We start from the raw sequence: 18,444 nt of genomic DNA on the forward strand, positions 1-18,444 counted from the left end.
GAAGTGATTTAGACGTACTGGTAACGCAATACCCGATGCTTCAAGTTTTCCAGGATGACCTGATCGATCAAGGCCGCCAAAATGGCGATGGCGAGAATATTCGTCATCACGCCGACCATGTCGGCAGTTTCCCCCGCATAGGCCAGTGTGCGCCCCAGTCCCTTGCCGAAACCAATCAGCATTTCCGCCGAAATCAATGCGCGCCAGGCATTACCGAACGCCAGCTGGGCGCCGGTAATCAGCTCCGGCATCACAGCCGGCAGATAGACCCGTTTCAGCATTTCCCAGCGCGAGGCACCCATTACGCGGGCGGCAGAGACATGCACCTGCTGCACGCTTTCCGTCGCATTCATGACGCTCAACGCTGCCGGGAAAAATGCCGCGAGCGCCACCACCACCATGATCGGCAAATTGCCGAAGCCCATCAATATCAGGAACAGCGGCACCCAGGCAATCGATGGGATCGATTGCAGGATGATGATGGCCGACTTCAACACTTCGCGGAAGAAAAACAGCACTGCACCGATCAGGCCGAAGCCGATGCCGAACAGCATCGCCGCTGCATAACCGCCGCCGAGGCGGGTCAGGCTACCCCACAATGCGGTGCGAAATTCTGGCGTCTGCACTTCCTGCCACAAGCGCCCCAGCACCGGTAGGACGCCCGGCATCAGGAAGTCGGGCAAGGACCACGCCGCGACCTGCCACAGCAAAAAGATCAACAGGATAGCCAGCAGCATGGCGAGCTTTTTGCGGTAACCGACTAGCCGGCTTTGAGTACTCATAGATGAACCAGGATAATTCGTATTGATTGAAAAATCGCGCTAAACAAGAGCGAAGAACGCGTAAGTCATTCCGAAAGCACGGTTTAGGCGCCCCGTCATTCCCGCGAACGCGGGAATCCATTTTCATGACCCTGCTCAGTAACTTGGGTCCCCGCGTTTGCGGGAACGACATGCTCAAAGCTTGCGATCCTTCTGCCAATCCAGATCGATGATCGCATTGACGTTGAACGGCTTGCCGTCACGCGTCTTCAATGAGCCTTGTTCTTGCAAAATGTTGGCCAGTTCCTGCATCCGCGCCAGCTCCTTCGGTGTCAGTGCGGCGCTGAAAGTCTGACTCTTGATGGCGTCGCGGATCACGGTTTCGCGCGGCAGATCGCCTTGCTTCAGGGTTTTCAGGGTTGGATCAGCGATGAAGTAGCCGGCAATCAGTTTGGATGCCGCCGTCGGATCTTTTTGCAGCAAGTTGATCGCCTCACGCTGCGCGTCCAGCGACTTCCACACCGCGTCGCGACGTTTCGCCAACGTTTCGCCGGAGGTGATCACGACCATGCACGGGAAAGGCCAGACTTCGCCGACTTCATAGATTTGCTTGACCGGCGCCACCAGCTTGGCAATGCTGGCCTGCGGCTCGAACAGGAAGGCTGCATCGACGCGCTTGCCGACCAGCGACTGCACCGCCACTTGCGGACTGACGCCGAGGATGTTGACATCGTCGGCCTTCAGGCCGGCGTTCTTCAGCGTCACGCCTTTGAGTACGGTGTCGGCAGTGCTACCTTCGGCCTGCGACGCCAGCGTATGTCCTTTCAGTCCGGCGACATCCTTGATGCCGCTGTCATCACGCACCACGATTGCGTGATAGCCGTGTTGTGCGCCAGCCACCACCTTGAGATCCGCCCCCTTGGAAGCCCAGGCTGCGGCATTAGTGAAACCCAGCACGCCGCTGTCGAGCTGACCGCCGACGATAGCCTTGATCAGGTCGGTGCCGGATTTGAATTCGATCAGTTCGACATCCAGCCCGTGCTTCTTGTAGAAACCGCCTTCATACGCTGCGATCGCCTGTGCATCGTCCATCACGCGCAAATAGCCGATCTTGAATTTTTCGTTGGCGGACGCTGTCCCTGTCAGCGACAGCAACAACGCCGGAATCAGTAACAACGACTTCAAATTGAATCTCATGCTGCAACTCCCTCTCGTTTTTTTGTGAATTCGTCCTGCTCGGCACGAATCCCCAGCAGGCAAAGAATTTCCCGGCGAATCGCGGCAAATTCAGAAAGATCGTGGGTCTTTTCGTGGTGATTCAGATTGAATTCACGCAGCACCTTGGCCGGGCGCGGGCTGAATACCAGGATGCGGTCAGCCAGGAACAGGGCTTCGTCGACATCGTGCGTCACCAGCAGCACCGTCGGCCGCTCTTCCCGGATCAACTGGCGCAGGGAATCCTGCAACGTCATGCGCGTCAACGCATCCAGCGCGCCGAACGGCTCGTCGAGCAACAGCACTTTCGGCTTGGTGATGAAAGCACGCGCCAGTGCCGCGCGTTGCCGCATGCCGCCGGAAACCTGATGCGGGAAATACGTCTCAAAACCTTGCAGACTGACTTTTGCCAGCCAGTCGCGTGCCTGCAGACGCGCGTCGGCCTTGCCCACCTTCTGCAATTCCAGCGCCAGGGCCACGTTTGCTTCCAGCGTCAGCCATGGATACAACGCGTTTTCCTGGAACATCAACATGCGTTCCGGATGCGGTCCTTTGATGTGCTTGCCATCGGCCAGCACCGCGCCGCTGGTGGGTGCGCCCAAACCGGCGGCCAGATGCAGCAGCGTCGATTTGCCACAACCCGAGGGACCGACCAGCGCAACCAGCTCGCCTTCCTCGATCTCACGACTGAAATCATCAATCACCGGCAAGCCGGAAAATTGCTTGTGGATTTGCTTAAAAGATAACTTCATCGGGAGCTGGCGGCCTTTGCGTCGTTCTTCGCTGCTACTTGTTCTGGGGCGCCCGTCGCGACTGTCTGTGGCGGGCGCTTAGTTGGCTAGCGCATATAAAGTGGATTTTTTGTTTATTTTTCACTTTATCGATCAACTTTCCACCTTACAACAACTTATAACTTCTATGCTTATGCGAAAAACAAATATAGAAATGCCGTCTTGCATCATTCCTGACTAACCACCAAGCTGGCCGCCGCCATCACAGGCAATGCCGTTTGCACATCCGGATAACGCAAACGCACGCCCAACTCCGACTTGATGCGCAGGTTTTGCAGACGGCGCGACTCCGACATGAACGACAACAGCATCGGCGACACCCGTTGCGCCAGTTCGGCGCGCGGCAACCTAGGCGGCGGCGGCAACACAAATGCCTTGGCCACCAGGTCGAAGTAGTCGGCCATCTTCAATTGTGAATCATCACTGGCGTGGTAAATACGCAACGGCGAGGCCCTGAAGATCGCGGCAACGACAATCCGCGCCAGGTCATCAGCATGGATGTGATTGGTATACACGTCATCGGTGGCGACCAGGGCCGGCGTCGCCTTCTGCAGGCGCTCCAGGGGCAACCGCTCAGGGGCGTAAATCCCCGGTACCCGCAGGATCGCCAGATTGCCGGTGCGGCGCCGGGCCCAATGCCGCAGCACCTGCTCCGCATCGACGCGGCGCTTGGCACGCGCATTGTGCGGACTCAGCAGCCGCGTTTCGTCGATCAGCGCACCGCCGCAGTCACCATAGACGCCGGTGGTACTGATGTAAACAAGCGTAGTCCGCTCAGGTAAAATAGCGGCCAGGTTGCGGGTGCGCCGGTCTTTTTCACCTGCAGACTGCGGCGGCGCCAGATGCACAACAATTTTTGCCAGGCGCGCCAATCGTGCCAATGTTGCCGGTTGATCAAGATCAGCCACCAGCGGAACCGCCCCGGCAGCGCGCAGTTCAGCACAACGAGCAGGCTGGCTGGTTACCGCGAATACCCTGAAATGGGGCTTCAGCAAAGGCAGCAGGCGTAGTCCAACATCGCCACACCCAAGAATCAACAGGCGCGGCTTGCCAAACCGGGCAGGCCGAGCGTCATGGTTTTGTTTTATATTTTTCATTACAGGATTGTATGAGTTTCCAGATAACTGTTCAGCCAAGTGGCCGCATATTTAGTTGCGACGAAGGCGAGACCATTCTCAACGCCGCAATACGCGCCGGCGTCGGCCTGCCCTACGGCTGCAAGAACGGCGCTTGCAGTTCGTGCAAGGGCAAGCTGGTGGACGGCAGCATTACCCATGGCGCGCATCAGGAAAAAGCCCTGCCGGTGAAGGAAGAGGAACTCGGTTTCGCCCTGTTTTGCTGCGCTACGCCGCATTCAGATGTCACCATCGAAGCGCGCGAAGTCGCCGGCGTCGGCGAATTCCCGGTGCGCAAGATGCCAACCCGCGTCGCCAAGATCGAAAAAGTCGCCGACGACGTCATCGTGCTGTCGCTGCAATTGCCCGCCAATGAACGCCTGCAATACCTGGCCGGCCAATACGTGGAATTCATGCTGCGCGACGGCAAACGCCGCAGCTACAGCATGGCCAACGCGCCTTACAAGGACGATTACCTGACCCTGCATATCCGCCACATGCCCGGCGGCCTGTTTACCGACCAGGTATTCGGCAGCATGAAAGAACGCGACATCCTGCGCCTGGAAGGGCCGCTCGGCACTTTCTTCCTGCGCGAAGACTCTGACAAGCCGATGGTGCTGCTGGCTTCCGGCACCGGCTTCGCGCCGATCAAGGCGCTGGTCGAACAAGTTATCCATACCGAATCTCAGCGGCCGATCACCCTGTACTGGGGCGGCCGCCGCCCGCAAGACCTGTACATGATGGCCTTGTGCGAAGAGTGGGCCGCCACGCTGCCGAACTTCAAGTTCGTGCCGGTGATTTCGCATGCCCAGCCAGAGGATCAATGGCAAGGCCGCACCGGTTTCGTACATCAGGCGGTGATTGACGACCTGCCTGACCTGTCTGCCTACCAGGTCTATGCTTGCGGCGCGCCGATCGTAGTGGAGTCTGCACAGCGCGATTTCGTCGCCCTGTGTAAACTGCCGGCCGAAGAGTTTTATGCCGATTCGTTTACTTCGGAGGCGGATCTGGCTCAGTAAGAGCCTAGATGGGAACGTGTGACAACAACGACGCAAATATTTTTTGACGCACCACACAAAAGGTCCTAATATTTGTGCCATGAACATGATCAAGACATTGTTGCGACGCCATAGCCCATTGCCATTGCCAGGTAAGCCGTGCGTGTGACCGTTGTCTGATCACGAAGCCACAGGCGATGCCTGTGGTTTTTTTTTGCCCTTTTTTGGAGTAACGATATGGAGCACAGCGTGAAATTCAGCGAATACCCGGTCAACGACCTGATGTACATCACCAATCGCCCGCCGCTGGTGTTTGTCGAGGGCGACGGCATGTGGATGACAGATCACACCGGCAAGCGTTACCTCGACTATCTGCAGGGCTGGGCCGTCAATGCCCTGGGCCATTCGCCGCAGTGCATCCAGGATGCGCTGGTTGCGCAATCCAAGAAAATCATCAATCCATCGCCGGCTTTCTACAATGCGCCGTCGATCGAACTGGCTAACCTGCTGACCGCCAACTCCTGCTTCGACCGCGTGTTCTTTACCAACAGCGGCGCCGAAGCCAACGAAGGCGCGATCAAGCTGGCGCGCAAATGGGGCAAGAAGAATCCAAACAAAGCCGGCCAGAACCGCTTTGAAATCATCACCTTCAACCACAGCTTCCACGGCCGCACTTTAGCCACGATGTCGGCCAGCGGCAAGCCGGGCTGGGACACCATTTTTGCACCGCAAGTACCGGGCTTCCCGAAAGCAGAACTGAACGACCTGGCCAGCGTCGAAAACCTGATCAACGACAAGACCGTGGCAGTCATGCTGGAACCGGTTCAAGGCGAAAGCGGCGTGATCCCGGCAACCCGCGAATTCATGCAAGCCTTGCGCGAACTGACCAAGAAGCACGGCATCCTGCTGATCGTCGACGAAGTGCAATCCGGCATGGGCCGTACCGGTGAACTGTTCGCTTACCAACTGTCGGGCATCGAGCCGGACATCATGACCCTCGGCAAAGGCATCGGCGGTGGCGTACCGCTGGCGGCCTTGCTGGCGCGCGAAGAGATCGCGGTGTTCGAAGCCGGCGATCAAGGCGGCACCTACAATGGCAATCCGCTGATGACTGCGGTTGGCGTGGCTGTCATCAAGACCTTGCTGGAGCCGGGCTTCCTGCAATCGGTCAAGGACAAGGGCGCCTACCTGAGCAGCGAATTGTTGAAACTTACTGCCAAGCACGGACTCGAAGGTGAGCGCGGCGAGGGCTTGTTGCGCGCGCTGAAACTGGGCAAGGATATTGGACCGCAAATCGTCGATATCGCGCGCGATCTGAATCCGGTCGGCTTGCTGCTGAACTCGCCGCGTCCCAACCTGCTGCGTTTCATGCCGTCGCTGAATGTAACGACTGCCGAAATCGATCAGATGATTGCGATGCTGTCGGATGTGCTGACCCAACTGGAAAAGTAAGCGGTACCGTGGAAGTGAAGGATCGCCGATGACGATAAAAAATTTCCTGATTCTCTGTTGCGTGTTGTTGCTGGCCGCTTGCGGCGGCGTCGGTTCGGTTCGCCCTGGCTCGGCTGACAACACGCCTGTCAGCGACAAGGGTAACGATATCGTCATCTATTCGCTCGGCCTGATCGACACCAACTATCGCTTCGGCGGCAAGAACCCGGAAGCCGGGCTCGACTGCAGCGGCATGGTCAGTTACGTGTACAAGCAGGCTGCTGGCCTCAAGGTCACCGGCAGCGCGGCCGACATCGCACGCCAAGGCCGTCCGATCACCAAAGCCGAGTTACGGCCCGGTGATCTGGTTTTCTTCAACACCATGCACCGCGCGTTTTCCCACGTCGGCATCTACATTGGCGACGGCCGTTTCATCAATGCGCCGTCAACCAACGGCAAGGTGCGTATAGACCGTCTCGACAACAACTATTACGCGGCACGCTTTGAAGCGGTCCGCAGATACTTCGACTGATTGATTTCCAAAAATAAAAACGCCGCTCCGATGCAAACCGGAGCGGCGTTTTTTTTGCGAGGTGGGCACAATATGCCCGCCCTACTTCTTTATTTCTTCTTTGGAATGAACAAGTCGGTGATCGTGCCCAAGCCCATTTCAGCCGCAAACATCGGCGTTTCGGACAACGTCGGGTGAGCATGGATGGTCAGCGCCAGATCTTCCAGATCCGCACCCATTTCCATCGCCAGCACGGTTTCCGCCAACAGCTCGCCGGCATTCACGCCAACGATGCCGGCGCCGATGATGCGCTTGGTGCTTGGATCCCACAACAGCTTGGTCATGCCGTCGTCACGGCCCATCGCCAATGCACGGCCGCTTGCCGCCCATGGGAAATTGGCCTTTTCGAAAGGAATGCCCTTGGCCTTGGCTTCGGTTTCGGTCAGGCCCATCCATGCAATTTCCGGATCGGTGTAGGCCACCGACGGAATCGTCATCGCATCGAATTCCACCTTGTGGCCGCCAATCACTTCCGCCGCCACCTTGGCTTCGTTAGTGGCCTTGTGCGCCAGCATCGGATCGCCGCAGATATCGCCGATCGCGAAGATGTGCGGCACATTGGTGCGTTGCTGCTTGTTGGCCGGGATGAAGCCGCGTTCGTTGACAATGACGCCGGCCTTCTCGGCAGCGATTTCCTTGCCGTTCGGACGACGGCCCACGGCCACCAGCACCATGTCGTACAGTTGCGGTTCCGGTGCGGCCGGCGAACTGCTGTCGGCGCCTTCAAAGGTTGCGCGCAGGCCTTCTTTCAAGGCTTCCAGCTTGGTGACCTTGGTCTTCAGGTGGATTGCTTCGTAGCGCTTTTCGATACGCTTCTGCAGCGGCTTGACGACATCGCGGTCGGCCGCAGGAATCAGGCCGTCGGCGAATTCGACCACGGTCACCTTGGAACCCAGCGCGTCATACACGCAAGCCATTTCGAGGCCGATGATGCCGCCGCCGATGACCAGTAGTTTCTTCGGAATCTGACGCAGTTCCAGCGCGCCGGTGGAATCGATCAGACGTGGATCGTCGTAAGGGAAACCAGGGATTTTCGCGACCGAAGAACCCGCTGCAATAATTGCGTTCTTGAAGCCGACCACCTTCGGACCATCCGCGGTTGCCACGGTGATCGTGTTGGCCGAGCTGAATTCGCCCTTGCCGGTCAGCACTTGCACTTTGCGCGCCTTGGCCAGGCCGGACAAACCGCCAGTCAGTTTCTTGATGACGCTTTCTTTCCAGCCGCGCAAGGCATCGATATCGATTTCCGGAGCCGACATCTTGACGCCGAAATGCGCCATTTCTTCCGCTTCGGTAATGACCTTAGCCGCATGCAGCAACGCCTTGGATGGAATACAGCCAACGTTCAGGCAAACCCCGCCGAGGCTAGGATAGCGCTCGATCATGACCACGCTCTGGCCCAGGTCGGCGGCGCGGAAAGCCGCAGTGTAGCCGCCAGGACCAGCGCCCAGGACCACGGTATCGCACTCGATGTCGACCTTGCCGGCATAGCTGGTGGCGGCAGGTGCCGCAACCGCCGGCGCTGCTGCCGGCGCAGGGGCCGCTGCAGCTGCAACCGGTGCAGCAGCGCTGGTGGTTTCCAGCAGCACGACCACTGAACCTTCGCTGACCTTGTCGCCGACCTTGACTTTGACTTCCTTGATGACGCCGGCCTGGCTTGATGGAATTTCCATGCTGGCCTTGTCCGACTCAACCGTGATCAGCGACTGATCCACCTTGACGGTATCGCCAACCTTGACCATCAGTTCGATGACATCAACTTCCTTGACGTCGCCGATATCCGGCACCTTGATTTCAATCGTGCTGGCGACGCCGGCAGCGGCAGGCGCGGCCGGTGCTGCAGCTGGCACAGCCGCCGGGGCAGGTGCAGCCGCCACAGGCGCAGCAGCCGGAGCCGCTGCGGCGCCCGCTGCTTCCACCACCAGCACCAGCGAACCTTCGCTGACCTTGTCGCCGACCTTGACCTTGATTTCCTTGATGACGCCGGCCTGGCTCGATGGAATTTCCATGCTGGCCTTGTCCGATTCAACCGTGATCAGGGACTGGTCAACCTTGACCGTATCGCCCACCTTGACCATCAGTTCGATGACTTCGACTTCCTTGACGTCGCCGATATCCGGGACCTTGACTTCAACCATACTCATAACATTCGCTCCATTCTCAATCTTCCGAGAAATTAATTGATTTAGTGTGGCGCTAAACGACGTGTGGCGTGCTAGCTACGTTTTCATTTCAAAACTGTGAATGCGCAACGGGGTGGCAGAGCTTTTGTCGAATTCGACGCCTGCATGAATGCCGACCTCGGCAATCCGCTGGGCGCTGATATCCTGCTCGTAGACTGCATACATCGCGCCCAGGGCAAAATTGCGGCCACTGCCGATGCCCCAGAAACGATCGAAACTGAATACTTCGCGATACGAATACACGCCGAAAATACCGTAAGGATTGGCGATCAGCGCGGTGATCTGTGATGACTCGTACGGATCGTCCTCGTCTTCCTTGGTATTGAGGAAGTATTGATCCTTGAGGATGGTGTGCACCTTGGAAAAGGTTTCGAACACATCGTCACGATTATTCAGCTTGCAGTCTTCACCCATGCCGGTCAGCAGTTTGCGCATCACCGGGAAGTGGGCGGCAGTGCCGGCCAGCGTGATATACGATTCGCCAACCTGGAATATCTTGTTGTTGACCTCATAGGCATGCGACAAGCGCGTATCGCCGAACGTCACCAGAGAATCCGACGCGATGGCGATCTGCCCATTTTTTTTGACGACAACGCAAGTAGTCATGGTTGCTCTCCAACGATATGCAAATTGACTTGCAAGGCGGGCACCAAGTGCCCGCCCCACATCACAGCAATGTCTTGCGCATGTCGGCCAGCACTTCAGCCAGATAGACGCTGAAGCGCGCACCCATCGCACCGTCAACAACGCGGTGATCGTAAGACAACGATGTCGGCATCATCAAGCGCGGCACGAACTGCTTGCCGTCCCAGACCGGCTTCATCGATGCTTTCGATAAGCCCAGGATAGCGACTTCAGGCGCGTTGATGATTGCGTAAAGGCCGTACCGCCGATGCCGCCCAAGGACGAAATCGTGAAGGTCGCGCCTTGCATGTCGGCCGGCTTCAACTTGCCGTCGCGCGCTTGTGCGGACAGCTCGCCCATTTCCAGAGCGATCTGGCTAATGCCCTTCTTATCGGCATCCTTGATCACCGGTACGACCAGGCCATTCGGCGTGTCGGCGGCAAAGCCGATGTTGTAGTACTGCTTGAGGATCAGGTTCTCACCCTTGCCGTCCAGCGAGGAGTTGAACGCCGGGAATTTCTTCAATGCCGCAACGCTGGCCTTGATCACGAATGCCAGCATGGTCAGCTTGACCGGCGACTTGGCCTTGGCGAAGCTGTCGTTGGCTTGCTTGCGGAATTCTTCCAGCTCGGTGATATCGGCTTCGTCGAACTGCGTCACATGCGGAATCATGACCCAGTTGCGATGCAGGTTCGGACCGCTCAGTTTCTTGATGCGCGACAACGGCAACAACTCGGTCGGACCTTGCTTGCTGAAATCCAGCGATGGCCATGCCAGCAGATCCAGGCCGACGCCACTGCCGCCCTTGCTTGCTGCCGCTGCGCCGTTGGTGTTTGCCGAACCGGCAATCACACCCTTGACGTAGTTCTGTACATCTTCGTGCGTGATACGGGCCTTGATGCCGGTACCGGCAACGCGGCTCAGGTCAACACCCAGTTCACGTGCAAATTTACGCACCGATGGCGATGCATGCGGGATGCCGCCGCTGGTATTGACCGGTGCGGCCGGTGCCGCAGCAACTGGCGCCGCAGGGGCAGGTGCTGGCGCTGCTACCGGCGCAGGAGCCGGAGCGGCTGCGGCCGGTGCAGGTGCAGCCGCTGCTGGCGCACTGGCTGGCGCCGCCGCTGCAGTTGCATCGGCTTCCAATATCAGCACCAATGTGCCTTCCTTGACCTTGTCGCCCAGCTTGACCTTCAACTCCTTGATCACGCCCGCGTGGCTCGACGGGATCTCCATGCTGGCTTTATCGGATTCGACCGTGATCAGCGACTGATCAACTTTTACCGTATCTCCGACTTTCACCATCAATTCAATGACTTCAACTTCACTGACGTCGCCGATATCCGGGACTTTGACTTCCACCATACTCATCGCTTAGCTCCATTCATTCTGCCCGCTGTACATCGCGGGCCTGAGTTTCCTTCCGGAAAATTCAGGCCCGCGTTTCGCAGCCGTGGAAATTTTAATACTGGCTTGATTACCCGTTAATGTGACGCTTGTTATCCAGCTATTAAGACCAGTACCTTATTGCGTGACCGGATTCGGCTTCTCCGGATTGATACCATACTTGGTAATTGCATCGGCGACAACCGAGGCTTTGATCTTGCCTTCGTCGGCCAGCGATTTCAATGCAGCCACCGCGACGTAATAGCGATTGACTTCAAAGAACTCACGCAGCTTGGCGCGGGTATCGGAACGGCCGAAACCGTCGGTGCCCAGCACTTTGTAGGTGCGGCCAGCCGGTACGAACGCACGTGCCTGTTCAGCGAAAGTACGCATGTAGTCGGTGGAGACGATGATCGGGCCAGTAGTGTCTTTCAGGCATTGGGTGATGTGCGCCACGCGCGGTGTTTCCGTCGGGTGCAGCATGTTCCAGCGTTCGACATCCTGGCCGTCGCGAGCCAGCAATGTGAACGACGGCGCCGACCAGACATCGGCATCAACGCCCCAGTCGCTGGCCAGCAGCGCCGCACCTTCGATGACTTCGCGCAGGATCGTGCCGGAGCCCATCAACTGCACACGCAGCTTGTTCTTCTTGCCGCCTTCCTGCAGCAGGTACAAGCCCTTGATGATGCCCTCTTCCGTGCCTTCTTTCAGGCCTGGATGGCTGTAGTTCTCGTTCATCAGGGTCAGGTAGTAGAACACGTCTTCCTGGTTGGTGACCATGCGGCGCAAACCGTCATGCATGATGACTGCCACTTCGTGCGAGAAGGTCGGATCGTAAGGCACGCAGTTCGGGATGGTCGATGCCAGCACATGGCTGTGACCGTCTTCGTGTTGCAAGCCTTCACCGTTCAATGTAGTACGGCCAGCGGTGCCGCCCAGCAGGAAGCCGCGGCGCGCATGTCGCCAGCTGCCCAAGCCAGGTCGCCGATACGCTGCAGGCCGAACATCGAGTAGTAAGTGTAGAACGGGATCATGACCCGGTTATTGGTCGAGTACGAAGTCGCCGCAGCAATCCACGAGCTCATGCCGCCGGCTTCGTTGATGCCTTCCTGCAGGATCTGGCCGGCCTTGTCTTCACGGTAGTACATCACCTGATCTTTATCGACCGGTTCATACAGCTGGCCGACCTGGCTGAAAATGCCGATCTGGCGGAACAGGCCTTCCATACCGAAAGTACGCGATTCGTCGACCATGATCGGCACCACGCGCTGGCCCAGGCTCGGGTCACGCAGCAGTGTGTTCAGGATACGGACGTAAGCCTGGGTCGTGGAAATTTCACGGCCTTCGGCGGTTGGCTCCAACGCGCCCTTGAATGCCGACAATTCCGGCACGATCAGTTCTTCGTCAGCCTTTTGGCGACGTTGCGGCAGGTAGCCGCCCAACTCTTTACGACGGGCATGCAGGTACTGCATTTCCGGGGTGTCGTCGGCTGGCTTGAAGAACGGCACGCTTGGCAGCTGCTCGTCGGAAATCGGCAACTGGAAGCGGTCGCGCATGGCCTTGATGGCTTCGTCGTCCAGCTTCTTGGTGTTGTGCGCGGTGTTGCGCGCTTCGCCCGACTTGCCGAAGCCGTAGCCCTTGATGCTCTTGACCAGCAATACGGTCGGCTGGCCCTTGTGTTCCTGCGCGACCTTGAACGCAGCGTAGATCTTGTGTGGATCGTGGCCGCCACGGGTCAGGTGCCAGATGTCGTCGTCGGACATCTTGCTGACCAGTTCCAGCAATTTCGGATGCTTGCCGAAGAAATGCTTACGCACGAAGGCGCCATCCTTGGCCTTGTAGTTCTGGTATTCGCCGTCGACGGTTTCCATCATCACGCGCTGCAGGATGCCTTCCTTGTCGCGCGCCAGCAGATCGTCCCAACCTGCGCCCCAGATGACCTTGACCACGTTCCAGCCGGCGCCGCGGAAATCGCTTTCCAGTTCCTGGATGATCTTGCCGTTGCCGCGCACCGGACCGTCCAGGCGCTGCAGGTTACAGTTGACCACGATCACCAGGTTGTCGAGACGCTCGCGGCCGGCCATGCCGATCGCGCCCATCGATTCCGGCTCATCCATCTCGCCATCGCCGCAGAACGCCCAGACCTTGCGGTTAGCGGTGTCGGCGATGCCGCGTGCATGCAGGTATTTCAGGAAACGCGCCTGATAGATCGCCATCAACGGACCCAAGCCCATGGATACGGTCGGGAATTGCCAGAAATCCGGCATCAGCTTCGGATGCGGATAGGAAGACAAGCCATTGCCATCGACTTCGCGACGGAAATGCAGCAATTGTTCTTCAGTCAGGCGGCCCTCGAGGAACGCGCGGGCATAGATGCCTGGCGACGAGTGGCCCTGGATGTACAGCAGGTCGCCACCGTGGTTTTCGGAAGGAGCGTGCCAGAAATGGTTGAAGCCGATGCCGAGCATGTTGGCCAGCGAAGCGAAGCTGGACAGATGGCCGCCGAGGTCGCCGTCGAGGCGGTTGGCCTTGACCACCATCGCCATCGCATTCCAGCGCATCCACGAGCGCAGGCGCTCTTCGATTTCCAGATCGCCAGGGCAAGGCTCGCCCATGTGGGCAGGGATGGTGTTGACGTAAGCGGTATTGCTGGAAAACGGGATCTGGGCGCCACGACGACGGGCCAGGTCAACCATTCTTTCCATCAGATAGTGGGCGCGCTCAGGGCCTTCGGTTTCGATGACCGCTTCGAGCGCATCAAGCCACTCTTGCGTTTCAATGACATCTGGATCGTTGGCGGCTTGGGCCAAAACCTGGTCGAGCTGGGCTGACATGCTGAGTCTCCTGAATTTGTGCGCTTGTCCAATTTAGCATCGGACTAGCGGGTTGGGTCGCAAGCATCTACGTCACTTTGTAGACGGGTGCCAAATTCTAACAGGACTTTTTTCGACTTCCAAATAGCGATATGCGATTTCATAATGTAAAAATATGCTGCAGAGCAAGGTAATTTACGAGAGAAATCTGATGCCTTTGGATTCCTTCATGGACGTCATAAGAGAATATTCATCAATATATTCATGACGCGACGCAGCAATAGTTGCTATTGGTTATGATCCAAATACCACTTATAACTATTTCAATATAAGAAATTCCAGAAATCCAAATAAAAAAGCGCTAACCGTTTGCCGGTCAGCGCTTCTTCCGCACTTTCTGTCACTTCCTTACTGGACTGCGGTTCTTGTGCACCAAACCTTATTTGGCAATCTTGACAAAGTCGCCCTTGAAGGCGGCGCCAGCCATGATCGCACCGACGTGGCACTCAAACTCGGTGGAACTGGAGTATTCGTTGTTGTCGTAGTTACTGACAATATTGACGACGGCATTTGCCCCCAGATCGATGGCTCGTTTCTGTAATCGCAACATCGCCGACAAAAATACCCAATGACAGGCTTTCTCGTCGGATTTGCCAAATGCATTGGTCTTCTGACTGGTTTTGTCGCTACCCAATTTGCTCAAGATCGGAGGCGTCGGCTGATTACCGAAGTAAAACCGCACGCTATCACCTAGACGGCTATGTGCATCATTGTCCGCCATCGCCGCCGCCAGCGGCAGCATCACCTTGCGATCCGCGGCCTGCGCCGGCAGCACGTTGAACAGCGTGGCAGCGACCACTGCGCTCAGCAAAATCTTCTTTTTCATTTTTTCCCCTTTTTGACTTCACATTGACAGACCGGTAACGCAGCTAAGACTACACCGCCTTGCCGCCATTTTTCTTGGCGCCGATGCGACTCTCTTTACCAGCCAGCAGGTTGCCGATATTTTTGGCATGGCGATAAATCAGCAAGGCGCTCATCACGACAATCGCCAGCAGAATCATGTCGGGCCCTTCCAGCAAGGTATAGAAGAACGGCGCGAAGATGCTGGCAATCAGGGCCGCCAGCGATGAATAACGAAACGCGTAGGCGATGATCAGCCAGGTGCCGATAGTCGCCAGTCCCAGCCAGGGATTAATGCCGATCAGGATGCCGAGCAGAGTGGCCACACCTTTGCCGCCGGCAAAGCGGAAAAACACCGGCCACAGATGACCCAGAAATACCGCCACCGCAGCCAAGGCAACCGCGCCGTCGCCCAGTCCGAATTGCGGCCCGAACCTTTGCGTCAGCCATACCGCCAGCCAACCCTTGAAGCCGTCGCCCAGCAACGTTAGCGCAGCAGCGGTCTTGTTCCCGCTGCGCAGCACATTGGTGGCGCCCGGATTGTTCGATCCGTAGGTGCGCGGATCGCCCAGGCCAAACACTTTGCTGGTGAGGATGCCAAACGACACCGAACCGATCAGGTAGGCTGCAATGATGAATAACAATGTGTACATGCGTGTCTCTTTCTCTTTATGGGTTCAGGGCCGTCATTCATCCAGCGCACACTGGACAGGCTGCGCCTGCAGCAGATCAACCACGATGTGCGGCGCCAGGCCGATCAGGTAGCCGCGACGGCCGCCGTTAATATAAATCTTCTGCAGCGCCAGGATGCTCTCTTCTATATAGACAGGCATTGCCTTGCGCGTGGCGAACGGCGACGTGCCGCCGATCAGATAGCCGGAATGGCGATTCGCCACTTCCGGCTTGCACGGTTCGATCGATTTGCAGCCGATCTGCCGCGCCAGGTTCTTGGTCGACACCTTGCGGTCGCCATGCATCAGGACGATCAGCGGCTTGGCCGCCTCGTTCTGCATCACCAGCGTCTTCACCACGTGATGTTCATCCACGCCTAATGCGCGCGCCGATACCGTGGTGCCGCCATGTTCTTCATACTCATAGGGATGTTCGGAAAAGACCGCGCCGTGTTTGCGCAGGAATTGCGTCGCCGGCGTCTCTGAAATGTGTTTTGTCATACTGGGCAAGTTGAATACACCGATCGATACCGGGGCATGCAAATAATGTTGTCGTCAAACCTGATGCGGCGACATTATGCAACGAGACAGCGGATTTGTGACATCGTCTTTGATCCGCGCCCCATCCAGTGCATTGCGGCTGATTTTCAAGCAGTCTTATGGTTGCTTCGGCTCGTCGGGAGCAGGCTCGCCGCTACCCGGTTCCTCGGGCTCCATCGTTTCCTCGGATTCGACCTCGGTGGAAGTCCCTTCTCCAGCTTGCGCTTCAGCTTTTCTTCCTTCTTCTTTTTCTTTTCTAATTCTTTTTGCCGTTTTCATATTGAAAATTCGTTTTTGCCAATTGCGCCCCCTAATAAGCTCTTGATAGATGATGTACAGGATACAGGAGAAGCCAGCGCATTGCGGGACAGAGTTTGCGTATCGCCGTAGCACACGACATTTATTTATCGGCAACAAAATAGAGTGGCTCGATATCTAGACTCGCCCATGAGTTATTCAAAAACCAATACTCCCTCACACAACTCGTCTGCGCATTGGCACATATTTCGTCATCCGCGCGGATGATGTTCTTCATGCAATTTCTTCAAGCGTTCGCGCGCCACATGCGTGTAAATCTGTGTGGTCGATATGTCGGCATGCCCCAGCAACAGCTGGACCACCCGCAGATCGGCGCCATGGTTGAGCAAATGGGTGGCGAATGCATGGCGCAGGGTATGCGGCGACAACGGTGCATTGATGGCGGCCCGCGATGCGTATTTCTTGATCAGCGTCCAGAACATCTGGCGCGTCATCGCTCCGCCGCGCGCTGTCACGAATAAAGCATCATCCATCTGGCCGTTCAGGATCTGGCTGCGGGCTTCGTGCAAATAGCGCACGATCCAGCTGCGCGCTTCCTCGCCGAACGGCAGCAGCCGGGTTTTATTGCCCTTGCCGGTCACCCGCAGCACGCCCTCCTTCATGCCGACCTCGATCGTCTTCAGCAGCACCAGTTCCGATACCCGCAAGCCGCTGGCGTACATCAACTCCAGCATGGTGCGGTCGCGCAAGCCGAGCGGCGTGTCGACATCGGGCGCAGCCAGCAATGCCTCCACCTGGGCTTCCGACAATACCTTGGGAAAACGCGGCACCTGCTTGGCCGAGCGCAAGTGCAGACAGGGATCGGTACTGATGCGATTTTGCCGCAACGCCAGCAGATAGAAACGCTTCAACACCGCCAGACGCCGATTCGACGACGTGGCTTTGCTAGTGTCGTGCTTGGCGAGGAAATAGGCGTTCAGATCGGCAGCGTCGATCGCAAACAGTGACTTGCGCTCCGGCTGCTCCTGCAGCCACAGCGCAAACAGCGTCATGTCGCGCCGATACGCCTCCAGGGAATTTTTGGCGAGGCCGTCTTCCAGCCACAGACTGTCGCAAAACTCGTCGATTGCGGTTTGATTGTCGGCGGTCAGCGTCGGCTTCGGTGGTCCATCGGCACGCGGCTTCCTCACAAGCCGACCACGCCTTCGTGCTCCAGCAGCCAGCGTTTGACCCGAATATGAAAACCGTCTTCTTCATCGTGATGGGAAAATCCGCCAATGCCGCCGGCAGCAGTGACCCGATGACAGGGGATCACCAAGGGAAACCAATTCGATCCGCAAGCCTGGCCGACTGCACGCGGCGCCGACTCCACCAGCTTGGCGACCTGGCCGTAAGTGAGCACCTGGCCACGCGGGATCGCTGCAATCGCTTTCCAGACCTTGTGCTGAAAAGCCGTGCCGAGCGGCGCCAGAGGCAGGTCGAAACGGAAATCGGGTTGCTCGAAATAGCGGCCAACCTGCTGCACGACGCGTTCCGCCAGCGCATCGCTCGCATCTTTTTCGTGGAATGAGGAAGGCAGATAGACCAGCTCGCGTACCAGGCCGGCGTCGGTGCGAATGCCGATCGCGCCGAACGGCGCGGCCACGACAGCGGAGAAATGCTGCGCGGGCAGCTGGCCGCCAGTGGCGCGTTTGAGTGGACTATCAGAAATGATATTCATGCTGCAGGGCCTATTCACATATTCACATTTGATTTGAGAGTGCCAACCTGCGGCCAGCACGCGCTTTGCTTGAAACGCCTCTCCTACATCGAATAATGCTAACAGACCTGAGCATAAAATAAAAAAGGCGCATCTGACGATGCGCCTCAAATTGCTTCTATATGCACTCCCGGCTGTTTCGACAGCTTCATTTGGAATGCACGGTCTCCTCAGTATCCCCGGTATCAATACCGTTCTTATGCACCACCACCTTAAAATATTCAATATCGTCGGCGCCGTTCCTGCCGACATGCTCAAAAATCTGAATTCTGTGTCACATACCTACTACTGCCGGAAACCGAAATCCGGTTCAATCTGCCGCACCGTTAAGTAGCAATATCAAATTGTGGTCGCACTGTAACAGGTGTTACTACGATTTAACAAATAATTTATATGAATCATTTTGGTGAAACAACATAGGTTTT

The 18,444-nt window shown here is 57.3% G+C and carries 15 protein-coding genes and 2 pseudogenes; 3 read left to right on the forward strand and 14 right to left on the reverse strand.

The genetic code is table 11. The features are described 5' to 3' along the window. Positions 1–8: 8 nt before the first annotated feature. The 4 genes from CAter10_RS16730 to CAter10_RS16745 all read right to left on the reverse strand — a co-directional run bounded on the left by CAter10_RS16730 (position 9) and on the right by CAter10_RS16745 (position 3,864). Positions 9–782, reverse strand: a complete 774-nt coding sequence (locus tag CAter10_RS16730; protein WP_061534299.1) for an ABC transporter permease — start codon at positions 780–782, stop codon at positions 9–11. 174 nt (positions 783–956) lie between these two features. Further along, positions 957–1,958, reverse strand: coding sequence for an ABC transporter substrate-binding protein (locus tag CAter10_RS16735; RefSeq protein WP_061534300.1), 1,002 nt, complete (start codon positions 1,956–1,958; stop codon positions 957–959). Continuing rightward, positions 1,955–2,728, reverse strand: coding sequence for an ABC transporter ATP-binding protein (locus CAter10_RS16740; RefSeq protein ID WP_061534301.1), 774 nt, complete (start codon positions 2,726–2,728; stop codon positions 1,955–1,957). Before CAter10_RS16740 ends, CAter10_RS16735 begins: the two co-directional genes overlap by 4 nt. A 206-nt stretch (positions 2,729–2,934) precedes the next feature. Next, positions 2,935–3,864, reverse strand: coding sequence for an SDR family oxidoreductase (locus CAter10_RS16745; protein ID WP_061534302.1), 930 nt, complete (start codon positions 3,862–3,864; stop codon positions 2,935–2,937). 11 nt (positions 3,865–3,875) lie between these two features. Between CAter10_RS16745 and CAter10_RS16750 the strand changes: the two genes are divergently transcribed. The 3 genes from CAter10_RS16750 to CAter10_RS16760 all read left to right on the forward strand — a co-directional run bounded on the left by CAter10_RS16750 (position 3,876) and on the right by CAter10_RS16760 (position 6,843). After that, positions 3,876–4,901 (forward strand): CDP-6-deoxy-delta-3,4-glucoseen reductase, encoded by a 1,026-nt coding sequence (locus CAter10_RS16750; protein WP_061534303.1) that lies wholly within the window; start codon positions 3,876–3,878, stop codon positions 4,899–4,901. 228 nt (positions 4,902–5,129) lie between these two features. Further along, positions 5,130–6,332, forward strand: coding sequence for an acetylornithine transaminase (locus CAter10_RS16755; RefSeq protein WP_061535420.1), 1,203 nt, complete (start codon positions 5,130–5,132; stop codon positions 6,330–6,332). A gap of 28 nt (positions 6,333–6,360) precedes the next feature. Continuing rightward, positions 6,361–6,843 (forward strand): C40 family peptidase, encoded by a 483-nt coding sequence (locus CAter10_RS16760; RefSeq protein WP_061534304.1) that lies wholly within the window; start codon positions 6,361–6,363, stop codon positions 6,841–6,843. An 89-nt stretch (positions 6,844–6,932) separates the two neighbouring features. On the opposite strand, the gene lpdA is transcribed toward CAter10_RS16760, so the two are convergent. The 10 genes and pseudogenes from lpdA to CAter10_RS16805 form a co-directional block, all read right to left on the reverse strand. Next, entirely contained in the window at positions 6,933–9,026 is a 2,094-nt protein-coding gene (gene lpdA, locus CAter10_RS16765) for a dihydrolipoyl dehydrogenase (protein WP_082797960.1), read from the reverse strand. A gap of 75 nt (positions 9,027–9,101) precedes the next feature. After that, the gene (locus tag CAter10_RS16770; RefSeq protein ID WP_061534305.1) at positions 9,102–9,671 is read right to left on the reverse strand and encodes an Ntn hydrolase family protein; all 570 of its coding nucleotides are present in this window, start codon (positions 9,669–9,671) and stop codon (positions 9,102–9,104) included. Between the two features lie 61 nt (positions 9,672–9,732). Continuing rightward, positions 9,733–11,060: pseudogene (gene aceF / locus CAter10_RS16775) on the reverse strand (dihydrolipoyllysine-residue acetyltransferase). Between the two features lie 153 nt (positions 11,061–11,213). Then, a pseudogene (aceE, locus tag CAter10_RS16780) lies at positions 11,214–13,909 on the reverse strand (pyruvate dehydrogenase (acetyl-transferring), homodimeric type). Positions 13,910–14,327: 418 nt separating this feature from the next. Next, positions 14,328–14,774, reverse strand: coding sequence for a hypothetical protein (locus CAter10_RS16785; protein ID WP_061534306.1), 447 nt, complete (start codon positions 14,772–14,774; stop codon positions 14,328–14,330). 49 nt (positions 14,775–14,823) lie between these two features. Next, positions 14,824–15,444 (reverse strand): glycerol-3-phosphate 1-O-acyltransferase PlsY, encoded by a 621-nt coding sequence (gene plsY, locus CAter10_RS16790; RefSeq protein WP_061534307.1) that lies wholly within the window; start codon positions 15,442–15,444, stop codon positions 14,824–14,826. Positions 15,445–15,477: 33 nt separating this feature from the next. Next, positions 15,478–15,963 (reverse strand): Cys-tRNA(Pro) deacylase, encoded by a 486-nt coding sequence (gene ybaK, locus CAter10_RS16795; protein ID WP_061534308.1) that lies wholly within the window; start codon positions 15,961–15,963, stop codon positions 15,478–15,480. Between the two features lie 156 nt (positions 15,964–16,119). After that, positions 16,120–16,281, reverse strand: coding sequence for a hypothetical protein (locus CAter10_RS22565; protein ID WP_236905393.1), 162 nt, complete (start codon positions 16,279–16,281; stop codon positions 16,120–16,122). 230 nt (positions 16,282–16,511) lie between these two features. Next, on the reverse strand, positions 16,512–17,450 hold the full coding sequence (gene xerD, locus CAter10_RS16800) for a site-specific tyrosine recombinase XerD (RefSeq protein WP_082797961.1): 939 nt from the start codon (positions 17,448–17,450) through the stop codon (positions 16,512–16,514). Next, positions 17,447–17,980 (reverse strand): methylated-DNA--[protein]-cysteine S-methyltransferase, encoded by a 534-nt coding sequence (locus tag CAter10_RS16805; protein ID WP_061534309.1) that lies wholly within the window; start codon positions 17,978–17,980, stop codon positions 17,447–17,449. Before CAter10_RS16805 ends, xerD begins: the two co-directional genes overlap by 4 nt. Positions 17,981–18,444: the final 464 nt, after the last annotated feature.

The sequence above is a fragment of the Collimonas arenae genome (assembly GCF_001584165.1).
Classification (GTDB): Bacteria; Pseudomonadota; Gammaproteobacteria; order Burkholderiales; family Burkholderiaceae_D; genus Collimonas; species Collimonas arenae.